Raw genomic sequence first — 13,453 nt, 5'->3', positions numbered from 1 at the left:
TCTTCCCTTTGGGAAGATTAAGATGGGCTTCTAATAAGCATCCACATCAATAATAAAACGAATAGGTCTAAAATCTTTAACAGCTTCAAAGGTATTTCTAATTTTTGAAACTTGTTTTTTTGTATTTGCTAAACTTTGTTTTGGTGGAATTTTAATTACTAGATTCTTAATGTATTGATTTCGAATTCTGGCAACTGCAGGAGCTGTTGGTCCTAAAACATTTTCGCCAAAAGAATTGTACAAAGCCTTAAACAACCAATTGATTCCACTTTCAACTTTATTATAATCTCTATGTTTTAGCGTGATTTTTATCAGCCTGTAATAAGGTGGATATTTGTATTGCCAACGTTCTTGCAACTGCTCTTTATACATTGCTTTGTAATTTGTGGTAGAAACTTGTTGCAATATTTGGTGATAAGGATTATAGGTTTGTATGGCTACATTTCCTTGTTTTATACTTCTACCTGCTCTTCCAGAAACTTGCACCATCATTTGATATGCTCTTTCATGCGCTCTAAAATCTGGGAAATTGAGCATTGTATCAGCATTTAAAATACCTACTAAAGAAACATTGTCAAAGTCTAAACCTTTAGACAGCATTTGTGTACCCACTAGAACATCAATTTCTCTAGCTTCAAATGCTCCAATTATTTTTTGATAACCAAATTTGCCACGAGTAGTATCCAAATCCATTCTACCGATTTTAAAATCAGGGAATAGTTCTTTTAATTCTAACTCAATTTGCTCTGTCCCAAAACCTTTAGTATCTAAAGTATTACTTCCACAGGCTGAACAAGAATTAGGCATTGCTCGTTGATAGTTGCAATAATGACAACGTAATTCATGTTTATATTTATGATAGGTTAAAGAAACATCGCAATTTGGGCATTGAGGAGAAACTCCACACGTTTTACATTCTACAATTGGGGAATATCCACGTCTGTTTTGAAACAAAATTACTTGTCCTTTTACATCTAAAGCCTCTTGAATTAGTTTGAGCATTCTATCAGAAAAATGACCTTTCATTTCCTTTTTTCTGTGCTTTTCTTTTACATCTATCAACTCAATTTTTGGAAGTTGAACATTTCCAAAACGTCTGTTTAATTCTACAAAACCATATTTATTTTGCTGTGCATTAAAGTAACTTTCTAAAGACGGAGTTGCAGAACCTAACAAAATTTTTGCTTGATACATTTTTGCCAAAACAATAGCTGCATCTCTAGCATTATATCTTGGTGATGGTTCAAATTGTTTGTAGGATGTTTCGTGTTCTTCATCAACAACAACCAACCCTAAATCAGAAAAAGGTAAAAATATAGAAGAACGAGCTCCTAAAATTATTTGTGCTTTACTTTTATTTTCCAACACATTATTCCACACTTCTACTCTTTCGTTCATAGAATATTTAGAATGAAATACCGAAATTTGGTTTCCAAAATAAAACTGTAAACGTGTAATAATTTGTGTGGTTAAAGCAATTTCTGGCAACAGAAATAACACTTGTTTACCAGCATCTAAAACCTCTTGAATCAGTTTTGTATACACTTCTGTTTTACCAGAACTTGTAATTCCGTGTAAAAGTGTTACATCTTTCTGTTTAAAAGTTTCTTTAATTTCAGTTAATGCCTTTTCTTGAAATTCGTTTAAGTTTTTAAGAGCATTCGTATCTCCTTTAAAACTAATTCTATCTGTTTTAATGTGATAAAATTCGAAGATATTCTTGTCAACCAACGATTTTAAAATGGAGGAAGAAACATTTGCTTTCGCTTCTAAATCTTTTACTTTTATTGGCTTTTTAGTTGATGCTAGTTGAAAGAAAGTTAAAACTGCATCTTTTTGTTTTTTTGCTCTTGCTAATTCTAATAATAAATTATTAAGTGATTCATCAGAATTATAGTTCTCATTTAAACAAACATATTTTACCAATTTTGGTTTGTAGGTTTCATAGATCTGCTCTCTAATATATATAGCTGCTTTTTTTATCAACCCATTTACAGTAGGCATCACTTTTTTTTTTCCTAAAACGTCTACAATTTGATGAATAGTTAATTGAGATTGATGTTGTAAAGCTTCAAAAATTAAAAACTCATCATCTTCAAGAATATCTTCATCAGAAAAAGCTTCATTTTTGTAAACAATAGTTTCACTTTCTAGCAAAAATGCTGATGGTAAAGAGGCTCTATACACATCGCCTAAAGCACACATGTAGTAATTTGCAATCCACTCCCAATGTTTTAATTGAGTTTCATTTACAATTGGTTTTTCGTCTAAAATTTGATGAATATCTTTAGCTTCATATAAAGTAGGGGCATTTTGATGAATATCAAAAACCAAACCTGTATAAATTTTACTTTTACCAAAAGAAACTGCAACACGCATTCCTTTTTTTAAGAAATTAGCTTCCTCATTTGTAACAGAATACGTAAAAGTTTTCTGAATTGGAATAGGTAATATGACGTCTATAAAAAAAATCTTATAATATATTTAACAGCAAAAAGACAAAGCTATTCAAAATTTAGTATATTTTTGCACCAATAGTAATATTAATCCCCCAAATATTATGACTGCTCAAGAATGGAAAGAAAAGGGTAAATACGTTACCATTTCTGATAAAAAATTATTTGTAATTGACGAAGGTTCATCTAGTAATACACTTGTAATTCTTCATGGATACCCAACTTCCTCATATCATTATTACAGAGTACTCCCAGAATTAGCTAAACACTTTAGAGTTGTAGTTCACGATCATTTAGGATTTGGCTTTTCAGAGAAACCAGATTCTTTAACATACTCGTTGATAGACCAAGCTGACATTGCTATACAGCTTTGGTTAAAACTAGGTTTAAAAAATATTACCATATTAGCACATGATTATGGTACTTCAATTGCTCAAGAAATTTTAGCTAGAAAAAACAACAACTTAATTCCTTTAAAAATCACGATGATGCTCTTGTGTCATAGTAGCATGAGGTTAGAGCATTTACATCTAAAAAATGTAAAAAGATTACTAAAAGATAGAAAACTTGGTAAATTTATTTCTAGACTAACCAACTTTGGGTACAAAAAAATTAAACGAAGGTTTAAAAAAGATAATTTATCCTATAACATAAATAAAGATTACGATATTAATAAAATGTGGAATCAACTTGATTCAGATGAAGGGCAAAAAGAAATTCACTTTTTAAGTACATTTATTAATGAACGTTACACATTTTGGCACAGATGGACAAATGCTTTACGAGAATCTGAAACTCCTGTAAAGATTTTCTGGGAGAAGAGCGATCCTGTTATAATTAAAGAAATAGCAATTGTTTTAGCTGCTGAAGATGTTAGACATGTTGAATGGATTGAAAATGAAAAACATTTTTCTGTTTTAGAGAGTCCAAAACCTTGGATGGAAATGGTTTTTGAAAAACAATTCAAACATTTATTACGTTACTAATTTTTAAACTATGAATATAGAAAACTGGAGAAAAAAAGGAAGAAAAATACCTGCTTTTGATAATGAAGTATTTGTTATTGACACAAATACAGACAAAGAGGTTTTATTAATTTTACATGGTTACGCATGCTCTTCTTATGACTACTATAAGATATTACCAGAATTAAGTAAACATTACAGAGTAATAATTCCTGATTTAATTTGCTTTGGTTCTTCTACAAAATATATTAATAAGTATTTTTCGGTAATTGAGCAAACTGATGTTATTATTGAACTATTGAAAATATTGTATGTTAAACAAATGACAATACTTGCTCATGATTATGGAGTTTCTATAGCTTCAGAACTCATTGCTAGAAAAGAATCTTCTTTAATAGATTTTAATATAAAACAACTATTTTTATCTAATCACTATGTCCCAAAAAAGTACTTTGAAGATGAAGATACAGGTGAAGATACAAATATAGAAACATGTTCATTTTCTAAAAACACTACTTCAATGATGTCCTCTTTTTCTGTATTTAAAAAGCATAAAAAGAAAAATTTATTTCAGGTTGATAATTTAAATGATGAGGATTTTAAAACTATGTGGGCTTTACATGTTTGTAATGAAGGTATTGAAGTAATCGACTTTATTTCGAACTACGATTTTGAAAGAAAAATTTTTTGGGATAGGTGGATGAACGCTTTAAAAACAACATCAATAAATATCAAATTCTTTTGGGGTAAAAATGATGTATCTAACTCGCTTAAAATAGTAGATTCACTTGCAAAAAGTATCGATAATACTGAAGTTCATTTTGAAGAAAGTTGTGGATATTACCCTATGTTAGAAAAACCATTAAAACTTACCAATTTTTTAGTAAACTCTTAAAATAACATATAAATTTAGAGTTTCTAATTGCTATTCTATATTTTTATAGAATATTAATTTTCTATATGAATAGTACTGATTGGAAAAATAAAGGCAAATTTGTTTCTGTTTTTAATAGAAATATTTTTGTTATTGATGAAGGTAGTTCTGAAGAAACACTTGTAATTTTACATGGTTATCCAACTTCATCTTTTGATTATCATAAAGTATTAACTGAACTCTCAAAAAAATACAGAGTTATAATTCACGACCATTTAGGTTTTGGTTTTTCTGATAAGCCCCTAGATTATTCCTATTCCTTAATTGAACAAGCAGATGTTGCATTACAACTTTGGCAACAACTAGGTTTAAAAAAAGTAACACTATTAGCACACGATTATGGCACTTCTGTTGCTACAGAAATCATTGCAAGACACTATAAAAAACAAATTAATTTACAAATTGATGAACTTATTTTATGCAATGGCAGTATTCATATAGAACATTCTAAATTACGTTTAATTCAAAAATTATTGAAAAATAAAACTACAGGAAAATTTGTAGCTAGCTTAACCAACTTCCCTATTTTTAAGAAGAACATGCGTAATATTTATTTTGACAAAACCAGAGTTTCAGACCAAGAATTAAAAGAAATGTGGTTTCAATTAGAAAATAATGAAGGTAGAAAAGTTATTCATCAATTGACCAATTATATAAACGAGCGTTATTATTTTTGGCATAGATGGGTAGGAGCTTTAAAAGAAACTAATATTCCAACAAAAATTATTTGGGCAAAAAATGATCCAATTGCTGTTCCAAAAATTGCTAAATTACTTTCTGATGAAATAAAAAACAATCAATTAATTTGGATAGAAAATTGTGGGCATTTTTTAATGCTAGAAAAACCGGAAAAGTGGCTACAATTAATTCTAGAAAAAGATTAAATGAATTTAAATTTTAAAAATTTAAACCCCACAACTCATTAAAAAGTAAAATGTTTCAAATTAAAAAAATTGACATCCTATTTTTTTGTTATGTTTTTATTACTACTATTTTGTTGTTTTTATCTGACAATGATTTCAATAAATTTTTAGAACTTTTTTTTACAAGAGGTTTATTGTTAAGCTTTGGAATTGCACTGATATTTTTAGATGCGAAAGTAAAATCCACATTTATTAATTTATTAAGAAACTGTTACCCTATTTTATTCAGCGTGCTATTTTACACTGAAACCGTTTACTACAATAAACTAATATTCAATAATTTAGACAATTATTTAGTAGATTTAGATAGTCTTTTATTTGGTTTTCAACCCAGTATCGCATTTTCCAATTACTTTGCAAATCCTATCTTTAGTGAGTTGATGTATTTAGGGTATTTCTTATTTTACATCATTATAATTGTATTTGTTTTCATTACCAATTTTAAATTAGAAAAAGAACGTGAAGAGCTGTTTTTCAAGTTAACATCATCTATGTTATTGTTTTATTTATTCTTTTGTTTTTTTCCTGCTACTGGTCCACAATTTTATTTTTCATCACCAGAAAAAAATCTTCCAGATGCTTTTATATTCGATAAAATAATGCACTTTATTCAGAAAGCAGAGCAACCTACAGGTGCTTTCCCTAGTTCACACGTTGGCATTTCATTGATTATTTTAGTATTTATAAGAAAAAGAGCAAAGACTTTTTTTAAAATAGCACTGCCATTTGTATTTCTATTGATATTTTCTACAGTTTATATAAAAGCACATTATGCTATAGATGCAATAGCTGGTATTATTTATGTTCCAATTGTGCTATATTTAACAAGTGTTTTATATCTTAAAATGCCCAATTTTAAACTATGATTCAACTTTTAGAAGTCCATACTAAAAAGGAATTAAAGCAATTTATTATGTTGCCTTATACCATTCATAAGAATCATAAAGAGTGGTTACCTCCTTTAATTTCTGATGAGTGGAAAATCTTTGACAAAACCAAAAATCATTCGTTTGAACATTGTAATACTATTCTCTATTTAGCAAAGAAAAACAATGCAATTGTTGGCAGAATTATGGGAATCATTAACCATATTTACAATAAAGGAAGTAATGAAAAAAATGTGCGTTTTTTTGGACTAGAGTGTTATGATGATGCTGAAGTCTATGACAAATTAATAACTGCTGTTGAAGCTTGGGGAAAAGAAAAACAAATGGACAAAATTATTGGACCTTTAGGGTTTTCTGATAAAGATCCGCAAGGTTTTTTAATTGAAGGTTTTAAAGAACAAATTACAGTAATGGTTACCAACCATAGTTACGAATATATGATTTCTCATACTGAAAGAAATGGTTATCAAAAGAAATTAGACATTTTTCAATACACTGCAAAAATACCTGAAAAAACAGCAGAAATTTATACTAGAATTGCAGAAAGAGCAACTAGAAATGGTTACAAAGTTAAGGAGTTTAAAAAATCGAATCAGGTAAAACCTTATATAAATGATGTATTTCAACTTATTAATAAAACCTACAAAGATATCTATGGTTTTGCTCCTTTAGATGATAAAGAAGCTAAAGAGTTTTCTGAACGCTTTTTGCCTTTATTAAAACCTCAATATATAAAGTTGGTATTAGATGCTAGTAATACTATTGTAGCTTTTGTAGTGGCAATGCCAGATATTTCTGAAGGCTTTAAAAAAACAAAAGGAAGGTTATTTCCTTTTGGGTTTCTACATATTTTAAAAGCATTTAAAAAAACTAACCAATTAAACTTATTATTGGGTTGTGTAGATGAAAATATTAGAAATTCTGGTTTGGTAGCTTTATTAAATATTGCATTATTAGATGCTGCAAGATCAAATAATTTAACAGTTTTAGACAGCCATTTAATTTTGGAAGAAAACACTAAAATGAGAGCTATTATAGAAAGAATGGAGCATACAATTTATAAGAAATACCGAATTTTTGAGAAAAGTTTAGATTAAAAAAATGTTTTTCTGTTGCGATTATGATTATAAATTACAAATGCCATTAACGTTTGGTGTTTAACAAAAAATATTTATAAAACGTTAAAAACGCTACATGAACATATTCAAATTGCACAAAATTAAAAACATTATCCTGTAACCATATTTTAAGTTTATCGTCTTAATTGTAAACTAAATCAATCAAAAGATGAAACTTAAAAAATTACTAAAAAAAGCATTACTAACTTTAACTTTACTAATAGTTGCATTTATATCATTTCTTCTTTATCAAAGTAAAGACGATATAAATGCAAACCTTACTAACATAGAAAAGAAGTTGAATAGATATTATAATCCAAATAAAATGGGCGGATTTGCTGTTTCTGTTTTTAATGCAGATAGTATCATTTATTCTAATGGATTTGGATATTCAAACAGACAAAATAAAATACCTTACACTACAAATACGCAACAGTATATTGCCTCAATATCTAAAACTACAATTGGTATAGCATTAATGAAAGCCGAAGAACTGAAATTATTAACTATTGATGACCCAATAAATAAACATCTTCCTTTTAAAATTTACAATCCGAATTTTCCAAAAGAAGAAATTACGATTAAACAATTGGCTACACACACATCATCATTAGATTATAATGAATTAGTTGTAGAATCTTTATATATAGAAGAAACTGAAAAAAGCAAAAGCTTGAATTCGTTTATGAGTGATTATTTTCAACAAGGTAAGTATGGAAAGGTTACGTTTACCAAATTTAAGCCAGGGTCTGATTGGAATTATTCTAATATTGGTGCAAGTTTAGCAGCTTATATTGTTGAAATTGTATCAGAAACTTCATTTTCAGATTTCACACAAATTCATATTTTTAATCCACTCAAACTAAATAACACATATTGGACAGCATCTAAAAGTGATTCTTTACTGCATACGAAATATTATCAACCTGTTGAGGACTCAATTTCTAATGTTCAAACCAGTGGTGTAATATTATATCCTAGTAGAGATATGATTACTAATATTCAAGATTTAACCAAATACTGCCAAGCAATTATTTCAAGAGATAAAAATCTTTTGAAACCAGATTCTTTTAACAAACTACTCTCACCACAATTAAGTAGCTCAATTACTAGTCTTGAAGATGATAATAATGGTTTGTTTTTTATGATAGATAGAAATAACTATGGAATTACCTATCAATTGACAGGAATGGATGGTGGAGATAATTGTATTACAACAATGATGTGGTTCGACCCTAAAACAGAACTTGGTTATATATTTTTAGGAAATACTGGAGCAAGTACATTAAATAGCTCTAATCATAATTGGGTTTATAATGCTTTGGTAAGTTTAGGATACAACTACACATTTGACAATTCTACTACAAGCGAAAAGACAAAATTGAAATTGCATAATCTATATAATAGAATTAGAGCTTTCTTTTAAATCAGTAAAGTTCACTGTCGTCAAAAATGGATAATTAATTGCTTGATTCTGCCTAAATCTGCTTGTAACTTCCGAAGAAAATTCTTCTAGTTCATAAATATTTCTCAATTAGTTTCTCAACTACAGAACTGATTATGCAAGACATTATTAGCAAAAAAATAAGATTATATTTTGTTTCAATATTATTCAAAATATAGAGGTTTACTCGTCTTCAGAATTACTTTTTCTAGTCTTTATTTTACGAGAACCTTCATATAACTCGTACTTTACAAATTTACAGTCTAAATCTGCATTTTTTAATGCAATTCGTTTAGAAGTTCGTAAACCTACAGATTTTAAAGCATCTGTATCTGAAGTAATTAACCAAGCTGTTGAACCAGGGTAATTGTGTTTAAGGGTGTCTCCTATTTTCTTATAAAATTCATTGACATCTATATTTAAGCGTTCTCCATAAGGTGGATTAAACAAAATAGTAGTATTCCCAAAAACTTCTTTGGTTGAGTTGAAAAAATTCACATGATGTACTCCAATAAATTCATCTAAATTGGCGTTTTCTACATTTGCTTTTGCTTTTTGCACTGCAGAAGGTGCTTTATCAAAACCCATTATCTTAAAATGCGAAGAATGGATTTTCTTCAACAAAGCATCTTGAATAGTAAAATACAAATCTTCATCATAATCTTTCCAATTTTCAAAAGCAAACAATTTTCTGTTAATATTTGCAGGAATATTATTGGCAATCATTGCAGCTTCAATCAGTATTGTACCAGAACCACACATGGGGTCTATAAAGTTTTCATCACCTGTATAACCAGACAACAAAACCATACCAGCAGCCAAAACTTCGTTTATTGGAGCAATATTTGTGGCTGTTCTATATCCTCTTTTATGCAAAGAATCTCCTGAAGAATCTAAAGAAATCGTCAACCATTCTTTCTGAATATGCACATGGATTTTAACATCTGGATATTTTAAATCTACATTGGGTCTTTTATGATATTTGTGTCTAAAATAATCTGCAATGGCATCTTTAGACTTTAAAGAAATGTAATGCGAATTCGAAGTGAAATTCTTTGAATTTACAACAGCTCCAATTGCAAAAGTACCATCAGCATCTAAATATTTTTCCCATTTTATTTTCTGAATAGCTTCATACAAATCTTCTTCATCATAAACTTTACATGTTTTTATAGGTTTTAAAATTCTCACAGCTGTTCTTAAAGCGATATTAGCTTTATACATAAAACCTTTATCCCCTCTAAAAGATACACTCCTAATTCCTTCTTTAATGTCTTGAGCTCCTAATTTTTTAAGTTCTTCAGCTAAAACACTCTCCAAACCAAAAAGTGTAGTAGCTGTCATTTTAAAATCTCTATTCATACTTGTAAAATTGAGTACAAAAATACATTTTATAAAAGGATATTTCAGAAATACTGAATTTCATTTTTTCTAAAGTAAGATTTAATTACTTTTACAGACTTATTTGTAAGATGGAAAAAAAAGATTGGTTTACAGATTGGTTTAATACAAGGTATTATCACATACTTTATAAGGACAGAAATGATGCAGATGCGCAACTATTTATGCAGAATATTACTTCTTTTTTAGAATTGCCAAAAAGTACACATATTTTAGATTTGCCTTGTGGAAAAGGTCGTCATTCAGTATTTCTAAATTCTCTAGGTTATAAAGTTACAGGTGGAGATTTAGCCAAAAACAGTATAAAAATTGCTAAAGAATTTGAAAATGATTCTTTAAAATTTAAGGTGCATGATATGCGTCAACCTTTTAACAATAAATATGATGCAGTTTTTAATTTGTTTACCAGTTTTGGTTATTTTGAAGATGATAAAGAAGATATTTTAATCTTGCAAAACATTAAAAATGGAATTAAAAATAATGGTTATTTTGTCTTTGATTTCTTGAATGCCGATTTTGTAAAAGCCAATTTGGTAAACAAGGAAATAAAAACTGTTGACAACATCACTTTTAATATTACCAGAGAAATTACAGAGGGTTTTATTATTAAAAACATTTCTTTTTTTGCTGATAATAAACAACATTCATATACAGAAAGAGTAAAATATTTGGATGAAGTAAAAATGCAAACCTATTTCTCAAAAGTGGGTTTTACAATAATAAATGTTTTTGGAGATTATAATTTAAATGATTTTGATTCTCAAATTTCTAATAGGTTAATTTTAGTTGCAAAATGACCTATTTCTTATTAATTTCATCTGTACTTTTAGCTTCTTTATTGGTTTTTATTATAAAACCGAATACAAAAATTGTTCGTCTTTTATTAGCTTTTAGTGGTGCTTATCTTTTGTCTGTTACTGTTTTACACTTATTGCCAGATGTTTATACAGTATCTTCTAACAGTACAATTGTTGGCATTTTTATTTTAATCGGTATTATTTTACAATCAGTTTTAGAATCTTTTTCAAAAGGTGCAGAACATGGACATATTCATATACATTCTGATGGTAAAGAATTTCCTACACTCTTATTTGTAAGTTTGTCTTTGCATGCTTTTTCTGAAGGGTTACCCATTCATAATGCGGATGAAAATTTACTTTGGGCTATTGTGGTGCATAAAATTCCGATTGCAATTGTATTAACCACATTTTTATGGCAAGCTAAATATTCTAAAAAAGAAGTATTTGCTTTTCTTATTTTCTTTGCTTTAATGAGTCCTTTAGGAGTTTTACTTGGTGATAAAATTCCTTTTTTCACTAATTATACTACAGAAATAACATCCTTAATTATTGGAGTTTTCTTACATATCTCAACAATCATTCTTTTTGAAAGTACTGAAAATCATAAATTTAACTTACAAAAGTTTATTGCAATCCTTCTTGGAGTTATTCTAACGCTACTTACTTTATAGTTTTTACTTATATTTAATGATGAAAAAATACCTATTTGTAGGTATAAAATTGCTTTTGAAATGTTAGATATTTGAAGTGTAAATATTTCTACAATGAAAAATAATACTCAATATATGTTTGGTTTCGGAGTTCTTGTTTTATTTATTATTATGTTAATAATAAGTACTAAAAAGGGAATTAAAATGGATTCTGCCCAATTTTGGGTTTATCGAATTGCAACTGCTCTTGCAACTGCTTCTATAAGTATTTCAATCCCAGGGATGATAAAGATAAGCTATACTCCTAAAGGAGATGAAATCAACACACATAAAGATAATGAAAATAATACAATTTTTATGACTTTAGCAGAAAAAGAACCTACTATTACTTCTTCTGGAGCTATTGCTGTTTTTGTTTTGGTGTATTTGTTTAATCCTATTAACTAAAAATACATGACAGAATTAGAAGCAAATAATTTGTTAGATGAAGTAGGTGAAACTGTTTTTAAAGAGTACAAAAAATATGAGGGTTTTATTTATCTAGCAGTAGTAAATGATAAGTGTTTTAATTATTATTTAGAAATAGGGCGTGATAAAAGTTTATTAAATAATAATATATTACATGAAATCAAAACAAACATTAGAAATAAATCTACAACATACATAAACAAAATTTTTTTAAAACAAAATAGAAATAAAAGATATACTAAAAAAGTAAAAAAAATTAAGATTGCTGTCAAAAATTTAGATAAAATTAATGATAATAGAGATAATAAAATATTAGAGCAAAATGATAAAACAGAATATCTTATTTATAATAGTTCTAGAAATGGTAATTTAGGAAGTTTAGGTGGAATCTATTTAAACAATTATGATAATAAATATTACTTAATTAGTAATTACCATGTAATATATGGTAATAAAGATAAAGATATAATTTACAACACAATACCACATCCGCTGGGTAAATTAAAATGGCAATTACATGATGCAACTGAAAATAATTTTGGTGAATATGATGTGGCTATTGCTGAAATAGAAAATAATCATTATCTACCTACAAAATTTACATACAGATTTAACCATAAAAATTTAGAAGAAGCAACTTTAAAAAATAAATATGTGAAAATTTTTGGAGGAAAAAGAGGTTGGGATAACAATTGTACTTTGCACTCTGTTAAAGCGATAGCTAGAGCTGGAAATTATATTTATAAGAATCAATTATTATTTCTTTCAGAAAAAATTGGTCATGGAGATTCTGGTTCTCTATTAATAAATAAAAATAATAATAACGTAATAGGGCTTTATATAGGACAGAATCAGTATCCTATTAGAGTTGCAAATAATCTTCACAATTTATTTTTTAAGTCAATTAACTCACAAAACGAAAATATACTTAAACTACTAACATTTAATTAATAAAAACTCAAAATATGGACTACATTAATGAAAACAGAAATAATGGAAAGCACAATGTATTAGTTTTAAATACAAGAGATTTAGACATAGAGCTAAACTATATAACAAATAATAAAAAAATATTGACTAGTAATGTTACTGTTAATATTGACAACCAACACAATAATAATTATGAAATAAATTCTGCATATTTGTGTGAAAATTTTTTAGGTAATAAATCCGTTCATCATTTATTAATAAATATGATAGAAGTTAATAACACTCCATCAAAAAATCCTGTTCCTGTGATATTGCCAAGAAAAGTAAAGTTAGGATTAAATGATTTCATACAAACTACTATTATTAAATATTCAAAAGAACAGGATGTTATTTCTGGTTGTTATGATCCATTTGGGTCACACAAAAACCCTGAAGTAGAACAAGGAAATGTAATTCTAGGAACTCCCTAAAATAATT

The 13,453-nt window shown here is 27.8% G+C and carries 13 protein-coding genes; 11 read left to right on the top strand and 2 right to left on the bottom strand.

Annotated elements, in window-relative coordinates; genetic code table 11:
• Positions 1 to 30: 30 nt before the first annotated feature.
• Complete coding sequence (gene priA, locus BTO18_RS00905; RefSeq protein ID WP_211295621.1) at positions 31 to 2,472, bottom strand: replication restart helicase PriA; 2,442 nt, start codon at positions 2,470 to 2,472, stop codon at positions 31 to 33.
• A gap of 88 nt (positions 2,473 to 2,560) precedes the next feature.
• Here priA and BTO18_RS00900 point away from each other — a divergent pair, with 88 nt between their 5' ends.
• The 6 genes from BTO18_RS00900 (at position 2,561) to BTO18_RS00875 (ending at position 8,709) form a co-directional block, all read left to right on the top strand.
• Positions 2,561 to 3,442, top strand: a complete 882-nt coding sequence (locus tag BTO18_RS00900; protein WP_105014410.1) for an alpha/beta hydrolase — start codon at positions 2,561 to 2,563, stop codon at positions 3,440 to 3,442.
• 10 nt (positions 3,443 to 3,452) lie between these two features.
• Positions 3,453 to 4,316, top strand: coding sequence for an alpha/beta fold hydrolase (locus BTO18_RS00895; protein ID WP_105014409.1), 864 nt, complete (start codon positions 3,453 to 3,455; stop codon positions 4,314 to 4,316).
• 65 nt (positions 4,317 to 4,381) lie between these two features.
• On the top strand, positions 4,382 to 5,239 hold the full coding sequence (locus BTO18_RS00890) for an alpha/beta fold hydrolase (protein WP_105014408.1): 858 nt from the start codon (positions 4,382 to 4,384) through the stop codon (positions 5,237 to 5,239).
• A 50-nt stretch (positions 5,240 to 5,289) separates the two neighbouring features.
• Positions 5,290 to 6,144 (top strand): phosphatase PAP2 family protein, encoded by an 855-nt coding sequence (locus BTO18_RS00885; protein WP_105014407.1) that lies wholly within the window; start codon positions 5,290 to 5,292, stop codon positions 6,142 to 6,144.
• Positions 6,141 to 7,262, top strand: a complete 1,122-nt coding sequence (locus BTO18_RS00880; RefSeq protein ID WP_105014406.1) for a hypothetical protein — start codon at positions 6,141 to 6,143, stop codon at positions 7,260 to 7,262. The genes BTO18_RS00885 and BTO18_RS00880 overlap by 4 nt, the downstream gene beginning before the upstream one ends.
• Positions 7,263 to 7,452: 190 nt before the next feature.
• A complete protein-coding gene (locus BTO18_RS00875; protein WP_105014405.1) occupies positions 7,453 to 8,709 on the top strand; it encodes a serine hydrolase domain-containing protein in 1,257 nt (418 codons plus the stop codon).
• Positions 8,710 to 8,910: 201 nt separating this feature from the next.
• On the opposite strand, the gene BTO18_RS00870 is transcribed toward BTO18_RS00875, so the two are convergent.
• Complete coding sequence (locus BTO18_RS00870; protein WP_105014404.1) at positions 8,911 to 10,089, bottom strand: THUMP domain-containing class I SAM-dependent RNA methyltransferase; 1,179 nt, start codon at positions 10,087 to 10,089, stop codon at positions 8,911 to 8,913.
• A 110-nt stretch (positions 10,090 to 10,199) separates the two neighbouring features.
• Here BTO18_RS00870 and BTO18_RS00865 point away from each other — a divergent pair, with 110 nt between their 5' ends.
• The 5 genes from BTO18_RS00865 to BTO18_RS00845 all read left to right on the top strand — a co-directional run bounded on the left by BTO18_RS00865 (position 10,200) and on the right by BTO18_RS00845 (position 13,446).
• Positions 10,200 to 10,925, top strand: coding sequence for a class I SAM-dependent DNA methyltransferase (locus tag BTO18_RS00865; protein WP_105014403.1), 726 nt, complete (start codon positions 10,200 to 10,202; stop codon positions 10,923 to 10,925).
• The gene (locus BTO18_RS00860; protein WP_105014402.1) at positions 10,922 to 11,599 is read left to right on the top strand and encodes a ZIP family metal transporter; all 678 of its coding nucleotides are present in this window, start codon (positions 10,922 to 10,924) and stop codon (positions 11,597 to 11,599) included. Before BTO18_RS00865 ends, BTO18_RS00860 begins: the two co-directional genes overlap by 4 nt.
• A 93-nt stretch (positions 11,600 to 11,692) precedes the next feature.
• Complete coding sequence (locus BTO18_RS00855; RefSeq protein ID WP_105014401.1) at positions 11,693 to 12,025, top strand: hypothetical protein; 333 nt, start codon at positions 11,693 to 11,695, stop codon at positions 12,023 to 12,025.
• Between the two features lie 6 nt (positions 12,026 to 12,031).
• Positions 12,032 to 12,997, top strand: coding sequence for a hypothetical protein (locus BTO18_RS00850; protein WP_105014400.1), 966 nt, complete (start codon positions 12,032 to 12,034; stop codon positions 12,995 to 12,997).
• A 14-nt stretch (positions 12,998 to 13,011) separates the two neighbouring features.
• The gene (locus BTO18_RS00845; protein WP_105014399.1) at positions 13,012 to 13,446 is read left to right on the top strand and encodes a hypothetical protein; all 435 of its coding nucleotides are present in this window, start codon (positions 13,012 to 13,014) and stop codon (positions 13,444 to 13,446) included.
• Positions 13,447 to 13,453 lie beyond the last annotated feature (7 nt).

This window comes from Polaribacter porphyrae (genome assembly GCF_002954685.1).
Classification (GTDB): Bacteria; Bacteroidota; Bacteroidia; order Flavobacteriales; family Flavobacteriaceae; genus Polaribacter; species Polaribacter porphyrae.
Note: the sequence above shows the minus strand (reverse complement) of the source record. Positions and strands in the feature narration are given on the sequence as shown.